Genomic DNA, 15,252 nt, shown 5'->3' on the forward strand with positions numbered 1-15,252 from the left:
GGAGAACCATGCCAGGCGCGATGAATGCGGTTGTCGGTGCCGGTCCCTACCGTGACACTGACGCCACCACCGCACCACGAGAGGCGACGACGCATGGTCGACATGATCCGGGCCCGAGGCCTGGTCAAGCGCTACAAGGAGGTCACCGCCCTGGCCGGGCTCGACCTCGACGTGCCCGAGGGCACCGTCCTGGCCCTGCTCGGGCCCAACGGCGCCGGGAAGACCACCGCGGTCCGGTGCCTGACGACCCTCCTGGTGCCCGACGAGGGCAGCGCCGAGGTCGCCGGCGTCGACGTGCTGGCCGACCCGCAGGGCGTGCGCCGCAGGATCGGCCTGTCCGGCCAGTACGCCGCGGTCGACGAGCACCTCACCGGTTTCGAGAACCTCACGATGGTGGGCCGGCTCTACGGCCTCGGGAAGGCGCGCTCGCGCACCCGGGCCCGCGAGCTGCTCGAGCGCTTCGACCTGGCCGAGGCCGGCGACCGGCCCTCCAAGACCTACTCCGGCGGCATGCGGCGCCGCCTCGACCTCGCCGGCGCCCTGGTCGCCGAGCCGCCGGTGCTGGTGCTCGACGAGCCGACGACCGGGCTCGACGTCCGCGCCCGCCAGCAGATGTGGGAGGTGATCCGCGAGCTCGTGGGCAGCGGGGCGACGCTGCTGCTCACCACCCAGTACCTCGAGGAGGCCGACCGGCTCGCCGACGACATCGTCGTGATCGACCACGGCCGCGCGATCGCGCGCGGCACCGCCGACGAGCTCAAGTCCCAGACCGGGGGCGAGCGGATCGAGGTCGTGGTCGCCGACTCCCTCCACGTCGAGGCCACCCGCCGGCTGCTCGGCGCCGTCGCGCTCGGCGACGTGCAGGTCGAGGACCGCACGCTGACCGCGGCGGTGACCGACGGCGCGCCCGCGCTGCGCCGGCTGCTCGGCGACCTCGAGGGCGAGCGCATCGGCGTCCTCGACGTCGGGCTGCGCCGCCCGACCCTCGACGACGTCTTCCTGACCCTGACCGGCCGCACGGCCGACGAGCAGCCCGAGGAGGCCGCCCGGTGAGCACCCCGCAAGCCCTCAGCGACGGCTGGGTCGTCGCCCAGCGCAACCTGATCAAGATCAAGCGCGTGCCCGAGGTGCTGGTCTTCGTGCTGATCAGCCCGATCATGTTCGTGCTGCTCTTCGCCTACGTCTTCGGCGGCGCCATCGCCCCGCCGGGCGCGGTGGGCTACAAGGAGTTCCTCGTCGCGGGGATCTTCGCCCAGACCGTCGTGTTCGGCGCCACCTTCACCGGCGCCGGCCTCGCCGAGGACATGCAGAAGGGCATCATCGACCGGTTCCGGTCGCTGCCGATGTCCCGCTCGGCCGTGCTGATCGGGCGCACGACGTCCGACGTCGTCTACAACGTGCTCTCGCTCGTCATCATGGCGCTCACCGGCCTGCTCGTCGGCTGGCGGATCCGCGAGGGTGTCCTCGACGCCGCCCTCGGCTTCCTGCTGCTGCTCGCCTTCGCCTACGCGATCAGCTGGGTGATGGGCTTCATCGGCCTGCTGGTGCCGAGCGTGGAGGTCATCAACAACGCCTCGTTCATCGTCATCATGCCGCTCACGTTCGTCTCGAACGCCTTCGTGCCGACCGAGTCGTTCTCCGGCGTGCTGCGCACCATCGTCGAGTGGAACCCCGTCTCCACCCTGACCCAGGCCAGCCGCGAGCTCTTCGGCAACACCGGCGGCCAGGCCGCCCCCGACGCGTGGCCGATGCAGAACCCGGTCCTCTACACGCTGCTGTGGGTGGTGCTCATCATCGTCGTCTTCGTGCCGCTCTCGGTGCGCCAGTACCGGCTCTCGTCGGCGCGGTAGCCCGGCTCACCGGGCCAGCGCGAACAGCTGGTCGTCCTCGGCGGCCGGCTCCCCCCGGCCGTCGGTGTTCGAGGTGGCCAGCCACAGCATCGTGGTGTCGGCGGTCGCGACCACGTTGCGGATCCGGCCGTAGCGGCCCACGAGGTGGGCGACCGGGTCCTCCAGGAGGTCGGCGCCGGTGCGGTCGCCGTCCTCGCCCTCTCCGGGCCTCTCGGCCACGGCACCGGCGAACGGCACCTCCCACAGGGTCTCGCCCCTCAGGGCCGCCACCCACAGCGACCCGTCCCACCAGGCGATGCCGGACGGCGAGGCCTCCTCGGTGGTCCAGACGACCGCCGGGTCGACGTACTCCTCGCCGCCGCCGGTGCCCTCGACCGCGGGCCAGCCGTAGTTGGCGCCGGCCTGGACCAGGTTGAGCTCGTCGAAGGCGTTCTGGCCGAACTCGGCGGCCCACAGGCGGCCCTCCGGGTCGAAGACGAGACCCTCCACGTTGCGGTGGCCGAGGCTGTGGACGGCGGTGCCGGACGGGTTGTCGGGCGCCGGCTCGCCGCCGAGGGTGTAGCGCAGCACCTTGCCCGAGAGCGAGTCCGGGTCCTGCGCGTCCTCGGGGACGCCGTTGTCGCCGGTCGAGACGTAGAGCATCCGGTCGGGCCCGACGGCCAGCCCGCCGCCCTGGTGGTAGGTCGCGCCGCCGGGGATGCCGCTCACGACCTCCTCCGGCTCGCCGAGCCTCGTCCCGTCCCAGCTCATCGCGACCACGCCGTTCTCCTCCGGCCCGGTCCGGAAGGCGTACAGGGTGTCGTCGCCGGGGCCGAGGGCCAGGCCGAGCAGGCCGCTCTCCCCCTCGGCGCGGACGCCGTCGACCGAGCCGACCACCTCGGGCTGGCCGCCACCCGGTGGCGACAGCAGGATGTCGCCGCTGTCGCGCGAGCCGACGAACAGACCCCCGCCGACCAGCGGGGCCAGCCCCCACGGCGTCTCGAGCTCCGTGGCGACGCCGCTGACCCGCAGCTCCTCGACGGCCGCCGGGACCGACGGCCCGGCCGAGCCGGTCCGCGACGCGTCGCTGGGCTCGTTGCGGGCGTCGTCGTCACCGCAGCCGGTCAGGACGGCGGCGACCAGGGTCGCGCACGCCAGGGCGGTGGGGGTCCGGGCTGCGGGGCGCATGTCCCGATGGTGCCGGACCGGCCCTGAGGGTCCGTTCGCGGAGCCCTGGTCGCGCGGGTGCGCGCCGAGCCGCTCAGCGCGGGCTGTTGGCCCAGGTCCAGGCGTAGGCGGGGTCCTCGACGGCCAGGCCGCCCTCGCCCAGCTCGAGGGGGGCGAAGGTGTCGACCATGACGGCCGACTCCTCGAAGTACTCCGCGCCGAGCGAGGCCTCGATCGCCGACGGCTGCGGGCCGTGGGCGTGGCCGCCCGGGTGCAGCGAGATGGAGCCGAGACCGATGCCGGAGCCCTTGCGCGCCTCGTAGTCACCACCGACGTAGAACATGACCTCGTCGCTGTCGACGTTCGAGTGGTAGTAGGGCACCGGGACGGCGAGCTCGTGGTAGTCGACCTTGCGCGGCAGGAAGTTGCAGATCACGAAGTTGTGCCCCTCGAAGACCTGGTGCACCGGCGGCGGCTGGTGGATCTTGCCGGTGATCGGCATGTAGTCGTCGATGTTGAACGTGTAGGGGTAGAGGCAGCCGTCCCACCCGACGACGTCGAAGGGGTGCGTCGCGTAGGTGTAGCGGGTGCCGACGATGCTCCCCGAGACGCGGTGCTTGACCAGCACCTCGACGTCGGTGCGGTCGGGGCCGTCGAGCAGGTGCACGGCGGTGGGACCGTGGAGGTCGCGCTCGCAGTAGGGCGCGTGCTCGAGCAGCTGGCCGTAGCGCGAGAGGTAGCGCCGGGGCGGGGCCACGTGGCTGTTGGCCTCGATCGGGTAGAGCTGCGAGGCCTCGGCCGGCACCCACCGGTGCGTCGTGGCGCGCGGGATGACCACGTAGTCGCCGGCGCGGTAGGCCAGCACGCCGAAGACGGTCTCGACGGTGCCGCTGCCGGACTCGACGTAGACGCACTCGTCGCCGATCGCGTTGCGGTACAGCGGCGAGGCGTCGGTGCCGGTGGTGACGTAGGAGATCCGGACGTCGGCGTTGCCGAGCACCAGCCGCCGGTCGAGGACGGCGTCGGTGCCGGTCACCAGGTCGTGCAGCTTGAGGTGGCGCGGCTTCAACGGGTGGTTGGGCACCCGGGTCTGGTCGGGCAGCTCCCAGACCTCGGCCGAGGAGATCGCCGAGGGCACGCCGCGGTGGTAGAGCAGCGAGGAGTCGGAGGAAAAGCCCTCCTCGCCCATCAGCTCCTCGTAGTAGAGCCGGCCCTGGGGGTCGCGGTGCTGGGTGTGCCGCTTCGGGGGGACCTCGCCGACCTGCCGGTAGTGCGCCATCGCTGCGTCCTCTCGTCCTGCCTGTCCGATTAACGAACAGGTGCTGTTCTCATTCCGGACGGTAGTCGCTAGGGTGGGACGGTGTCCATCCCCCCGCCGTTCCGGCACCTCGTCGACGACGCCGCGATCTTCCCGCCCGGCCTCGCCCCGCTCCCGGACGCCGTCGCGGCCCACGCCGCCCACCTGCGCTCGGACCACGCCGCGCTCGTGGGCCCGTTCCTCGTCGACGCCGCCCGCCTCGACGACCTGGGCGCCCTGGCCCCGGCCGGGCTGGCGGTGAGCGTCGTGGTCCCCGCTCCCGACGCCGTCACCGACGTCGTCGCCCGGGCCGGCGCCGCCGGCCTGGTGCTCGCCGGGCTCGAGGTGAAGCTCGGCGGCGCGGGCGCCCCCGGGGCGCAGGTCGCCCAGGTCGCCGAGCTCTCCGCCGGGAGCGGGGTGCCGACCCACGTCGAGGTGCCGCGGGTCACCGACCCCGCGTGGCCCGCCGTCCTCGACGCGGTGCTCGCCCACGGCCTGCGCCTGAAGTTCCGCACCGGCGGCACCGAGGCCGCCGCGTTCCCCTTTGAGGCCGAGGTCGGTGGCTGGATCGAGGCCGCCGTCGCGCACGGCGTCCCGTTCAAGTGCACCGCCGGCCTGCACCACGCGGTGCGGCACACCGGGCCGGCGACCGGCTTCGAGCACCACGGCTACCTCAACATCCTCCTCGCCACGGCCCGTGCGCTCGCGGGCGCACCGGTGGCGCCCGTCCTGGCCGAGCGCGACGGCCCGGCGCTCGCCCGGGCGGTCGCGCTGCTGCCGCCCGAGGACCTGCTCGCGGCCCGCGCCGCGTTCACGTCCTACGGCTCCTGCAGCATCCTCGAGCCGCTCGAGGACCTCACGGCCCTGCACCTGCTCCACCCCACCGACGTCCACCCCGCCGACGTCCGCACCACCGACTGAGAGGCTCCACATGATCACCTGGGTCGAGGGCGCCGCCGGCAGCCCGTACGACATCGACAACCTCCCCTACGCCGTGGTGTCCACCGACGCCACGCCGGCACGGCTGGGTGCCCGGATCGGCGACCGGGTCCTCGACCTCGGCGCGGCCGCGCGCACGCTGCGCCCCGCGTGGGCGCCGCTGCTCGACGTCGCGGCGCTGAACCCGTTGATGGCCGCCGGCCCGCGCACGTGGGACGAGGTCCGCTCGTGGGTGGTCGAGCTGCTCACCGATCCCGCCCTCCGCGACCGCGTCACCCTGCTGGGGGTCGACGAGGTGACGACCTCGCTGCCCTTCGAGGTCGCCGACTACGTCGACTACTACGCCTCCGAGCACCACGCGACGAACGTCGGCCGGATCTTCCGCCCCGACGGCGACGCGCTGCTGCCGAACTGGAAGCACCTGCCGGTCGGCTACCACGGCCGGGCCGGCTCGATCGTGGTCTCGGGCACCGCCGTCCACCGGCCCGCGGGCCAGCGCAAGGCGCCGGCCGACGACGCCCCGACCTACGGTCCCTCGCTGCGCCTCGACATCGAGGCCGAGCTCGGCTTCGTCGTCGGACGCAGCCTCCCGCTCGGCGAGCGGGTCGGCACCGCCGAGCTCGCCGACACCGTCTTCGGCGTCACCGGGGTCAACGACTGGTCGGCCCGCGACCTCCAGGCCTGGGAGTACGTCCCGCTCGGGCCCAACCTGGCCAAGTCGTTCGCCACCTCGGTCTCGGCCTGGGTCACCCCGCTGGCCGCGCTCGCGGCAGCCCGCGTCGACGTGCCCGGACAGGAGGTGGCGGTGCTCCCCTACCTGCAGGAGTCCGGCCCGAACGGCGTCCCCTCCGGCTACGACGTCGACGTGGAGGTCGAGCTCAACGGCGTCGTCGTCGCGCGGCCGCCGTACCGGACGATGTACTGGTCGCCGGCGCAGATGCTGGCCCACCTCACCGTGAACGGCGCCTCGCTGCGGGTCGGCGACTTCTTCGCCTCCGGCACGATCAGCGGCCCGGAGCAGGACCAGCGCGGCTCGTTCCTCGAGCTGTCGTGGGGCGGGCGCGAGCCGTTCGCCGTCGGCGAGGAGCAGCGCACCTTCCTCGAGGACGGCGACGAGGTCGTGCTGCGCTACAGCGCGCCGGGTGCGCTCGGTGGACGGATCGGGTTGGGTGAGGTCCGTGGCCGCATCCTCCCGACCCGCTGACGCCGAGGGCGGCTCGCAGACGCTCGAGCGGGGGCTCGCGGTCCTCGTCGAGCTGGGCCGGCACCCCCGCGGCCTGACCACCGCCGAGGCCGCGGTGGCGTGCGGGCTGCACCGCTCCATCACCCACCGGCTGCTGGTCTCGCTGGTGCGCACCGGCTTCGCCGACCGCGACGCCGCGGGGCGCTTCCGCGTCGGCCCGGCCGCCGGGGACCTCGCCCACGGGGTCGGCGTCCGTCCCGCCCGCCTGCGCGACGTCGCCGGCCCCGTGCTGCACCGGCTCGCGGTCGAGCTCGACGCGACCGCGTCGCTGGTCGAGGTCGCCGGCGACGCCGCGGTGACCACCCTCGTCGCGGAGCCGCCCACCGACGGGCCCCGCTTCTCCTACCGCCTCGGCAACCGCGACCCGCTCGACCGCGGTGCCGGCGGCCTCGCGGCGCTGGCCTCCGGCCCGGCGCTGCCCGGCGAGGCCGAGCGGGTCGCCGCCGTCCGCGAGGCCGGCCACGTCGCGACCTACGCCGAGCTCAACCCGGGCGCCTACGCCGTCGCCGCCCCGTTGCCCGGCTGGCCGGTCCGCGCGGCCGTCAACGTCGTCACCTCGCGCGAGGAGCTCGTCGCCGCGGCCGTCGAGCCGGTGCTGCGCGCCGTCCGCGAGATCGGCGCCGCGCTCGGGTGAGCGCAGCGCACCGCCCCCGCCGGGTCGACCGGCGGGGGCGGTGCTGTGCTGCCGTGGTGCTGCCGTGGTGCTGCTCAGACCGTCTCGGTGACGGCGGCCGGGGTGCCCTTGGCCGGCTTGACGAAGGCCAGCAGGATGATCGCCACGAACATGCAGATGGCCGGGAAGATCATGCTGAAGATGACGTCGTCCGCCGCGGCGGTCTTGCCGATGACGAACGGCCCGAAGAAGCCACCGGCGGCCGCGATCGCGTTGATGGTCGCCAGCCCGACCGCGGTCTGCGACCGGGTCAGGGCCTCCGAGGCCAGCGCCCAGAACGGGCCGAGGTAGGAGAAGACGCCGATCGCCAGCAGGCAGAGGCCGATCATGCCGAGCGCCGGGGTCTCCTTGAAGACCATCGTGACGACGAGCCCGACGACGGCGACCGCCAGCGTGCACATCACGATCGGCTTCCGGTTGCCGAGCAGGTCGGAGTAGCGCGCGACCAGGAGCATCGCGATCGCGCCGCACACGTACGGGATCGCCCCGACGAGCCCGATGTTGGTCGAGGAGTAGCCCGGGTTGAGCTGGGCGACGATCTGCGGCAGGAAGAACGTCATGCCGTACAGGCCCACGGCGTAGAGCAGGTTGATGAAGGCCAGGTAGAGGATCTTGGGGTTCTTGACCGCGTCGAGGGAGATCTCCATGTGCTCGTCGTCGGCGACGTCGTACTCCTTGCTGATCTCGCCCTCGAGCCAGTCCGACTCGTCCTGCGAGAGCCAGCGCGCCTTGCTCGGACGGTCGGCGAGGTAGAACAGCACCCAGACGCCGAGGATCACCGGCGGGGCGCCCTGCAGGATGAACACCCACTGCCAGCCGTTCAGGCCGAACCAGTCCGCGTGGTCGAGGATGTAGCCGGCGCTGACGCTGCCGATGAGCAGCGCCACCGGCTGGGCGAGGGAGAACCCGGCGATGCCGCGGCTGCGGTCCTGGGTGCGGAACCAGTAGGTCATGTAGAGCAGCAGCCCGGGGAAGAGGCCGGCCTCGGCGACGCCAAGGGCGATCCGGGCGATGTAGAGCTGCGTGGTGTTCTGCACGAACCCGGTCAGCATCGTGATGATGCCCCACGTGATCGCGATCCGGGCCAGCCAGAGGCGGGCGCCGACCTTCTTCATGACGATGTTGCTCGGGACCTCCAGCACCGTGTAGGCGACGAAGAAGATCGCCGCGACGGTGCCATAGGTGGCCAGGCTGATGCCGAGGTCCGACGACATCTGGAGCTGGGCGTAGCCGATCGCCGCCCGGTCCATGTAGTTGAACATGTAGAGCAGGAAGGCGGCCGGCAGGACGTAGCGCTGGACCTTGCGCAGGACGGCGGGCCCGGAGACGGACGCGCCCGGGCGCGCTGAGGGGGTGCTGGTGGACATGGGAGCTCCAGTTTTCCGGTGACGGGACGGCGGGTGGCGAGGGGGGTCCCTCAGGCGGTGGCGGCGGCGTTCTGGCCGGCGAGCCGGCCCAGGGTGAGGGCGTTGGCGACGGCGTTCCCACCGCCGACGTAGCGGTTGCCGAGGACGCCGCCACCGGCCTCCCCGGCGGCGTACAGGCCCGGGATCGGCCGGGCCCGCTGGTCGAGGACGGCGGCGTTCGCGTCGATCTCGAGCCCGGCGTGGGTGCACACCAGCTCGGTCGGCAGCACGCGGGTGGCGTGGAACGGCGGCGTGGCGATCGGCGCGGGGGGCGTGGTGACGCCCTTCGCGGCCAGCGTCTGGTCACGCTGGAAGTCGACGTCGCTGCCGTACGGGAGCTGGTCGTTCCAGCGCTCGACAGTGGCGAGCAGGTGGTCGGCGGGCACGCCGATGCGCTCCGCGAGGCCGCTCAGGTCCTCGGCCGCGACGACGGCGCCGGTGCCGACGTGCTCGGTGACGCGCGACGGCGTCCAGTCGGCGTAGCCCTCGGGCAGCGCCCGGCGGGCGGCGTCGTCGAAGACCATCCAGGCCGGTCCGCCCTGGGCGTCGATGAGGCCGCCGGAGACGGCGTAGGAGGCGTCCTCGTCCATGAACCGCCGGCCCTGCGGGTTGACGTGCACCCGCGACACGGGCGGGAACCCGGCCTGCCAGTGGTGGTGGCGGACGAACTGGGCGGTCGGGAGCATCAGCCCCCAGCCGTCGCCGGCGACCGAGGCGCCGACCTGCTCGCCGAGGACGAGGTGGTCACCGCGCGAGCCGGGCGCGGCCACGACGAAGAGGGAGTCGCCGGCCCGGAGCGCGTCGGGGAACCAGCGCTCGACGAGCGCCGGGTCCTGCGCGAGCCCGCCCGAGGCGACCACGACGGCCCCCGAGCGCAGCTCGACGCCGTCGGCGACGACGCCGCGCACCCGTCCGTCCTCGACCAGCAACCGCTCGACGCGGGTGTGCAGGACGGCCTCGACGCCGGCGGCCTTGCGGGCCCGGTCGAGCACCTGCACGAGGCCGTAGCCCTGGTCCTTCGGGACGTGCGCGCGCCACACGTCCTCGACGCCGGCCCGGGTCAGCCCCGGGGTGTGGGCGTCGGACGACACCTGGGCCGGCACCTCGACGCCGAGGTCGAGCAGCCACTCCAGGGTCGGTCCCGCGAGCTCGCAGAAGCGCCGCACCAGGCCCGGCTTGAGGAGCCACTGGTTGAGGTCCATGTAGTGCTGGAAGTACCGGTCGACGGTGTCGTCGACGCCCAGCGCCTTCTGCACGCTGGTGGCGGCGGCGGTGAACATGCCGGCCGACAGCTGCGTCGACCCGCCGAGCTCCCCCTCGGACTCGAAGAGGATCACGCTCCGTCCGCGCTCGGCGGCGGACGCGGCCGCCGCGAGGCCCGCGCCGCCGCCGCCGATCACGATGACGTCGTAGTCGTTCTCAGGGGTGCTCATCAGAGCTCTCCGTCCATCTCGGTGAGGATGCGGTGGTAGGTCCCGTTGGAGACCAGGGCGCCGTCGACGGTCAGCTCGGCGCCGGACATGTAGGAGGAGCCGTCGCCGAGCAGGAAGGCGACGACGTCGGTGATCTCGCCGGGCCGGCCCATCCGGCCGAACGGGATGCTGGCCACGGCGCTCTCGACGAAGCCGTCGGCCCCGGCCAGCAGTGGCGTCTCGACCAGCCCCGGGTGCACGGAGTTGACCCGGATGCCCCAGGCGGCGAGCTCGCCGGCGGCCGACTTGGTCAGCCCGCGCAGCGCCCACTTCGACGCGGAGTAGGACGGCGAGAAGTAGCCGATCTGCCCGGCGATCGAGGAGATGTTGACGATCGAGCCCCCGCCGGAGTCGCGCATCAGCGGCGCACACGCCTGGGTGCCGAGGAACGGCCCGTCGAGGTTGATCGCCAGCACCCGGCGCCACACGTCGTGCGGGGTGTCCATGAAGCGAAGCCGCCGCGAGATCCCCGCGTTGTTGACCAGCCCGTACAGCGCGCCGTGCGTGGTCGCGACGTCGGCGACGAGCGCCTCCCACTGTGCGGGGTCGGTCACGTCGAGCGGGTGCCCGCTGGCGGTGCCGCCGGCGGAGCGGATCTCCTCGACCACCGGCGCGCAGTCGGCGACGTCGGCCAGGACGACCCGCCAGCCGTCGGCGGCCAGCGCCCGTGCGTGGCCGGCGCCCATGCCGCCGGCGGCGCCGGTGACCAGGACGACGCGGTCGGCACCGGCGCGGACGCCGTCAGACATGCCGGGAGCCGCCGTCGACCGCCAGGATGTGCCCGGTGACGTAGCGGGCGCTGTCGGAGAGCAGGAACAGCATCGGGCCGACGACCTCCTCGGGCGAGCCGATGCGGTGCAGCGGGATGCTGTCGAGGGCCTTCGCGAGCGCCGGCGGGTCGTCCTGCACCCAGCGGGTCATCTCGGTGTCGACGAAGCCGGGCGCGATCGCGTTGACGCGGATGCCCAGGTCGCCGTACTCGACGGCGAGGCACTCGGTCAGGTGGGCCACGGCCGCCTTCGAGGAGCAGTAGGCCGCCCGGCCGCGCCGGACGCGGACCGCCGCGACGGAGGCCATGTTCACGATCGAGCCGCCGGGGGCCATCGCGGACGCGGCGGCCTGAGCGCCGTAGAGCACGCCCTCGACGTTGATCGCGAGCGTGGCCTGGATCTGGCTGACGGGGATGTCGGCGGCCGGGGCCTCGGGGAAGATGCCGGCGTTGTTGATCCACAGGTCGAGGCGGCCGAACCGCTCGACGGCGAGGTCGGCCACCCGCTGCTGGGCGTCGCGGTCGCGGACGTCGACGCCCGTGCCGACGACCTCGCCGGCCCCCGCGAGGCCGTCGTGCTCGAGCGCGATCGCCGCGGCGGCCTCGCCCATCAGCGACTCGTCGAGGTCGGCGCCGAGGACCCGCACGCCGCGACGGGCGAGGGCGGCGGCGAAGCGGGCCCCCATGCCGCGGCCGGCGCCGGTGATGACGGCCACCTTGTCGCGCAGGTCGGGGTGGTCGACGGCCATCCGGGCGCCCTCGACGCGGCCGGGGTGCTCGTGGGTGGTGGGGTCGAGCAGGGTCATGCGGGTGCTCCTCGGTCGTCGGGGGTGGTGGTGACGGGCTCCGGCGCGACGTCGTCGCGCCGGACGAGCCGGTGGGCGACCAGCCACGCGTCGCCGTGGCGGACGAGCCGGTCGGTGAGGGTGGTCAGGCGCACCAGGCGGCTGTCCTGGCCCTCGGGGGTGGCCACGATCTGCAGGTAGGCGTGCGCGACGACCTCGCCGTCGCGCCCGGAGGCCTCGACGTCGACGTTGGTGACGACGTGGCGCAGGTGGGTGCGGCTGGCGACGCAGGAGTCGTGGAACGCGCGGGCGAAGGCCGTGAGGGCCGCTCCGCCGCGCGCCGGCTCGGGGTACGACGGCGAGTCGAAGACGCCGTCGGCGGTGAACGTCGCCGCCCAGCCCTCGGCGTCGCCCTCGTCGATGAGGCGCGACTGCCGGGCGTGGAGCCGGAGCGCGGCCAGGGCCACGGTCTCGGGGACCTCGCTCATGGAGCCCTCCTAATTCAGTGTGCGATATTCGCACGCGGCGTGCTATAACTGCACTGGAGGTTAGGCCGGTCACATCTACGTGGTCAAGCCCACTCCGTGACCCGCGACACGCACCAGGGCTGGGGAGCGCCAGGATGAGACGCATGAACGAGGGGACCGACGTCGTCGTCGACGCCGGCATGTCCAAGACGCTGCACTCGGGTCTGCGCGTGCTGGCGGTGCTCAGCGCCCGCGGCGAGGGCATGACGATCACCGAGGTCGCCGAGGCCGTCGGCGTGCACCGCACCGTCGCGCACCGCTTCCTGCGCACCCTCGAGGCGCACCGCCTCGTGCGGCGCGACCGGGCCAAGCGCTTCCACCCCGGCGCGGGACTGGTGCCGCTGGCCGACCCCGTCGAGCGCGACCTCCGCGCGGCCGCGCTCCCGCTGCTCGAGGAGCTCGCCGACGCCGTCGGGGCCACGGCACACCTGGTCGTCCAGGAGGATCCCGAGCACGTGCGCGCCCTCATGGTCGTCGAGCCCCGCAGCGCCTCGATGCACGTCGCCTTCCGGCCCGGCCAGCTCGACCTCGTCGACCGGGGCTCGGCCGGCCTGGCCATCCTCGCCGCCCAGCCGGCCCGTCCCGGTGAGCGGCCGGAGGTCCGGGTCGCGCGCGAGCAGGGCTACGCCGTGACCTACTCCGAGGTGATCCCGTCGGTGCACGGCATCTCGGCGCCCGTGCCGCTGCGCCGCGACGGCGCGCCGCTCAGCGTCGGCGTCTCGGTCTTCGACCTGGCCGAGCAGGACCGGGTGGCCGCCGCCGTCCTGTCGACCGCGGCCCAGCTGGCGCGCGTCGCGGGCTGAGCGTTCCCTCGCCCCGCCGGCCCTCGTCGCCCTCGTGCCCGCGTTGCCCGGGCCGGGGACCGGCCCTACGGTGACCAGGGTGTCCACCCACCCGTTCTGGTCCGCCCTCGTCGACGACGCCGCGACCCTCCCGCCCGGTGGGGCGTCCCTCCCCGAGGCCCTCGCGGCCCACGCCGCACGCACGGCCGACGACGGCGCCGGGCTCGCCGGCACCGTCGTGCTGCGCGACACCGACCTGCCCCTGGCCCGCGGCTCGGACGCGCCGCTCACGGTCGCCGTCACCGGCGGCGCCGGCCAGCTGGCCGGTCCGGCCGGCCTGGCCGCCCGCCTCGGGCTGCGCCTGGTCGCCCTCGAGATGGCGCTGCGCGACCACGACGACCTGGCCGGCAACGCCCGGCGGGTGGTCGCGGCCCTCGACGCGGCGCGGGCCGACGGCGTGCTCGACGACGACGTCGCCGTCCGCGTCGAGCTGCCGGCCACGCCCGCCGACCACGCCTGGCGCAGCGCGGCGGAGGTGGTCGCGGCGGCCGAGCTCCGGCTGGGGCTGCCCACCGGCGGGGTCGGGCCGGGGCCCGCGTCCGACGTCCTGCTCGGGTGGATCGACGCCGCCCTCGACCTCGAGACGCCCTTCAGCTGCACCGGGGGCCTGGACCGCGCCGTGGGCCACGACGCGCCGGACGGCGACGCCCGGCACGGCTTCCTCAACGTGCTCCTCGCCACCCGCGCGCTCTACGACGGCACCACGACCGACCAGGCCCGGGTGCTGCTCGAGGAGCGCGACCCCGGCGCGGTCGTCGAGGCGGTGCGCTCGGCCGACCTGGGCGGCGTGCGGCGGTGGTTCACCTCGTTCCGCTCCGGCTCGGTCGCCGCACCGTGGGACGACCTGCGCGCGCTGGGCCTGGCGGGCTGACGCCGTCGCCCGCCCGGGTCGGCCCCCGGGTCAGCGGCCGGCCGGGACCCGGTCGCCGGCGCCGTGGAGGTCGACCGGCAGCGCCTCGACGCCGTAGACGGCCGAGAGCTTGCGGAAGTCGAGCGTGTCGCGCGGGGCGGTGACGGCCAGGTCCGGGAACCGGGTGGCCAGGGCGCGCAGCGCGATCCGCAGCTCCATCCGGGCCAGCTCGGCGCCGACGCAGCGGTGCATGCCGTGTCCGAAGGCGAGGTGCCGCGTCGGGGGGCGGTGCGGGTCGAAGGTGTCGGGGTCGGCGCCGGCGACCGCGGGGTCGCGGTTCGCGCCGAGCAGCGAGATGCCGACCGCGTCGCCGGCACTGATCTGCTTCCCGCCGAGCTCGAGGTCGACCTTGGCGAAGCGCAGGAAGGCCAGCTGGACGACGGTGAGGTGGCGCAGCAGCTCCTCGACGATCCGGTCGACGTGCTCGCGGCCGGCGGAGTCGTCGCGCAGCATCGCCATGGCGTCGGGGTTCTCGGCGAGCAGGTAGGCACCGAGCGAGAGCATCGAGGCCGACGTCTCGTAGCCGCCGAGGAAGACGCCGTCGGCGATGCCGCCGAGGGTGAGGTCGTCGAGCTCGTCGCCGTGCTCCTTGAGCAGGCCCCCGATGAGGCCGTCACCGGGCTCGGCGCGCTGGGCGGCGACCGCCTTGATGAGGAAGTCGCGGGTGTGGGCCGCCGCACCGAACGCGCCGACCCCGCCCTGGGACAGGTCGAAGCGGGCGACGCCGAGCTCGAAGAACCGCTCCCGGTCCTCGACCGGGAGGCCGAGCAGCTCGCAGATCACCTGGAAGGGCACCGGGAAGGCGAACTCCTTGACCAGGTCGACGTGCGGGCCGGCCGCCTCCATCGCGTCCAGCCGCTCGTGCACGACGCGCTCGATCTCGGGCTCGAGCCGGGCCAGCCGGCGCATCGTGAACTCCGGGGTCAGGTAGCGGCGCAGCGCGGTGTGCAGCGGCGGGTCGGTCATCCCGAGCCCGCCGATCTGGTCCTCGTCGCTGCGGCCCTCCTGCGACACGAACTGCCCGATGTCGTTGGAGTACGACGTGCCGTCGGCCAGTGCGGCCCGGGCCTCGTCGTAGCCGCTGACCAGCCAGATGTTCTTGCCGAACAGCGTGGCCAGCTTCGTGACCGGCTCGGTGGCGCGGATCGCGGCCATCTCGGGCAGCGGGTCGAGGCCGTCGCGCTTGAGCGGCATCGTCACCGACGACGGCAGGAACCGCATCTTGCGCAGGTCGATCCCGTCGCGCATGGTGCGCTCGAGCAGGAACTTGCCCGCGCGCTGCTTGACCGCCTCGACGAACCTCATGGGTGTATTGGATCAGACGGCGCGCGGTGTAGGCCCCGGGACGTGCCCGGAGGTGACCCTTGCCTCACCCTGACGCACCCCGGCCGGC

The 15,252-nt window shown here is 74.1% G+C and carries 15 protein-coding genes; 7 read left to right on the forward strand and 8 right to left on the reverse strand.

The genetic code is table 11. The features are described from left to right. Positions 1 to 93: 93 nt before the first annotated feature. Both FE634_RS20330 and FE634_RS20335 read left to right on the forward strand, forming a co-directional pair. A complete protein-coding gene (locus tag FE634_RS20330) occupies positions 94 to 1,053 on the forward strand; it encodes an ATP-binding cassette domain-containing protein (protein WP_137294733.1) in 960 nt (319 codons plus the stop codon). After that, positions 1,050 to 1,850 (forward strand): ABC transporter permease, encoded by an 801-nt coding sequence (locus FE634_RS20335; RefSeq protein ID WP_137294734.1) that lies wholly within the window; start codon positions 1,050 to 1,052, stop codon positions 1,848 to 1,850. The genes FE634_RS20330 and FE634_RS20335 overlap by 4 nt, the downstream gene beginning before the upstream one ends. A 6-nt stretch (positions 1,851 to 1,856) precedes the next feature. On the opposite strand, the gene FE634_RS20340 is transcribed toward FE634_RS20335, so the two are convergent. Together FE634_RS20340 and FE634_RS20345 are read right to left on the reverse strand one after the other, a co-directional pair. Continuing rightward, on the reverse strand, positions 1,857 to 3,017 hold the full coding sequence (locus FE634_RS20340; protein WP_138876950.1) for a PQQ-dependent sugar dehydrogenase: 1,161 nt from the start codon (positions 3,015 to 3,017) through the stop codon (positions 1,857 to 1,859). 73 nt (positions 3,018 to 3,090) lie between these two features. Then, positions 3,091 to 4,275 carry a homogentisate 1,2-dioxygenase gene (locus FE634_RS20345; protein WP_148240924.1) on the reverse strand — a complete coding sequence of 395 codons (1,185 nt, stop codon included), beginning with the start codon at positions 4,273 to 4,275 and terminating at the stop codon, positions 3,091 to 3,093. Positions 4,276 to 4,356: 81 nt separating this feature from the next. On the opposite strand from FE634_RS20345, the gene FE634_RS20350 reads away from it, so the two are divergent. Genes FE634_RS20350 through FE634_RS20360 form a run of 3 tightly spaced genes read left to right on the forward strand, consistent with a single transcriptional unit; the run spans position 4,357 to position 7,109 of the window. After that, entirely contained in the window at positions 4,357 to 5,214 is an 858-nt protein-coding gene (locus FE634_RS20350; protein WP_138876952.1) for a hypothetical protein, read from the forward strand. A 10-nt stretch (positions 5,215 to 5,224) separates the two neighbouring features. After that, positions 5,225 to 6,436: a fumarylacetoacetase gene (gene fahA, locus FE634_RS20355; protein WP_148240925.1), complete on the forward strand. Its 1,212-nt coding sequence runs from the start codon at positions 5,225 to 5,227 to the stop codon at positions 6,434 to 6,436. Next, the gene (locus FE634_RS20360) at positions 6,411 to 7,109 is read left to right on the forward strand and encodes an IclR family transcriptional regulator (RefSeq protein ID WP_138876953.1); all 699 of its coding nucleotides are present in this window, start codon (positions 6,411 to 6,413) and stop codon (positions 7,107 to 7,109) included. The genes fahA and FE634_RS20360 overlap by 26 nt, the downstream gene beginning before the upstream one ends. Before the next feature lie 74 nt (positions 7,110 to 7,183). On the opposite strand, the gene FE634_RS20365 is transcribed toward FE634_RS20360, so the two are convergent. Genes FE634_RS20365 through FE634_RS20385 form a run of 5 tightly spaced genes read right to left on the reverse strand, consistent with a single transcriptional unit; the run spans position 7,184 to position 12,068 of the window. Then, positions 7,184 to 8,515, reverse strand: coding sequence for an MFS transporter (locus FE634_RS20365; RefSeq protein ID WP_137294740.1), 1,332 nt, complete (start codon positions 8,513 to 8,515; stop codon positions 7,184 to 7,186). A 50-nt stretch (positions 8,516 to 8,565) separates the two neighbouring features. After that, complete coding sequence (locus FE634_RS20370; RefSeq protein ID WP_138876954.1) at positions 8,566 to 9,987, reverse strand: FAD-dependent oxidoreductase; 1,422 nt, start codon at positions 9,985 to 9,987, stop codon at positions 8,566 to 8,568. Then, positions 9,987 to 10,775: an SDR family NAD(P)-dependent oxidoreductase gene (locus FE634_RS20375; protein ID WP_138876955.1), complete on the reverse strand. Its 789-nt coding sequence runs from the start codon at positions 10,773 to 10,775 to the stop codon at positions 9,987 to 9,989. The genes FE634_RS20370 and FE634_RS20375 overlap by 1 nt, the downstream gene beginning before the upstream one ends. Next, entirely contained in the window at positions 10,768 to 11,601 is an 834-nt protein-coding gene (locus FE634_RS20380; protein WP_138876956.1) for an SDR family NAD(P)-dependent oxidoreductase, read from the reverse strand. The genes FE634_RS20375 and FE634_RS20380 overlap by 8 nt, the downstream gene beginning before the upstream one ends. Further along, a complete protein-coding gene (locus FE634_RS20385) occupies positions 11,598 to 12,068 on the reverse strand; it encodes a nuclear transport factor 2 family protein (protein ID WP_138876957.1) in 471 nt (156 codons plus the stop codon). Before FE634_RS20385 ends, FE634_RS20380 begins: the two co-directional genes overlap by 4 nt. A gap of 143 nt (positions 12,069 to 12,211) precedes the next feature. Here FE634_RS20385 and FE634_RS20390 point away from each other — a divergent pair, with 143 nt between their 5' ends. Both FE634_RS20390 and FE634_RS20395 read left to right on the forward strand, forming a co-directional pair. Then, positions 12,212 to 12,910, forward strand: coding sequence for an IclR family transcriptional regulator (locus FE634_RS20390; RefSeq protein ID WP_212721866.1), 699 nt, complete (start codon positions 12,212 to 12,214; stop codon positions 12,908 to 12,910). A 79-nt stretch (positions 12,911 to 12,989) separates the two neighbouring features. After that, positions 12,990 to 13,820: a hypothetical protein gene (locus FE634_RS20395; RefSeq protein WP_138876958.1), complete on the forward strand. Its 831-nt coding sequence runs from the start codon at positions 12,990 to 12,992 to the stop codon at positions 13,818 to 13,820. Positions 13,821 to 13,850: 30 nt separating this feature from the next. Here the strand turns inward: FE634_RS20395 and FE634_RS20400 are convergent, their stop codons facing one another. Then, the gene (locus FE634_RS20400; protein ID WP_138876959.1) at positions 13,851 to 15,164 is read right to left on the reverse strand and encodes a cytochrome P450; all 1,314 of its coding nucleotides are present in this window, start codon (positions 15,162 to 15,164) and stop codon (positions 13,851 to 13,853) included. Positions 15,165 to 15,252: the final 88 nt, after the last annotated feature.

The sequence above is a fragment of the Nocardioides sp. S-1144 genome (genome assembly GCF_005954645.2).
Lineage (GTDB): Bacteria > Actinomycetota > Actinomycetes > Propionibacteriales > Nocardioidaceae > Nocardioides > Nocardioides dongxiaopingii.

Bases quoted from the DNA above. Each gene is read 5' to 3' on its own strand.
- FE634_RS20385 (WP_138876957.1), bottom strand. From the start codon at position 12,068: ATGAGCGAGGTCCCCGAGACCGTGGCCCTGGCCGCGCTCCGGCTCCAC.
- FE634_RS20400 (WP_138876959.1), bottom strand. From the start codon at position 15,164: ATGAGGTTCGTCGAGGCGGTCAAGCAGCGCGCGGGCAAGTTCCTGCTC.
- FE634_RS20375 (WP_138876955.1), bottom strand. From the start codon at position 10,775: ATGTCTGACGGCGTCCGCGCCGGTGCCGACCGCGTCGTCCTGGTCACC.
- FE634_RS20330 (WP_137294733.1), top strand. From the start codon at position 94: ATGGTCGACATGATCCGGGCCCGAGGCCTGGTCAAGCGCTACAAGGAG.
- FE634_RS20340 (WP_138876950.1), bottom strand. From the start codon at position 3,017: ATGCGCCCCGCAGCCCGGACCCCCACCGCCCTGGCGTGCGCGACCCTG.
- FE634_RS20380 (WP_138876956.1), bottom strand. From the start codon at position 11,601: ATGACCCTGCTCGACCCCACCACCCACGAGCACCCCGGCCGCGTCGAG.
- FE634_RS20345 (WP_148240924.1), bottom strand. From the start codon at position 4,275: ATGGCGCACTACCGGCAGGTCGGCGAGGTCCCCCCGAAGCGGCACACC.
- fahA (WP_148240925.1), top strand. From the start codon at position 5,225: ATGATCACCTGGGTCGAGGGCGCCGCCGGCAGCCCGTACGACATCGAC.
- FE634_RS20390 (WP_212721866.1), top strand. From the start codon at position 12,212: ATGAACGAGGGGACCGACGTCGTCGTCGACGCCGGCATGTCCAAGACG.
- FE634_RS20370 (WP_138876954.1), bottom strand. From the start codon at position 9,987: ATGAGCACCCCTGAGAACGACTACGACGTCATCGTGATCGGCGGCGGC.
- FE634_RS20365 (WP_137294740.1), bottom strand. From the start codon at position 8,515: ATGTCCACCAGCACCCCCTCAGCGCGCCCGGGCGCGTCCGTCTCCGGG.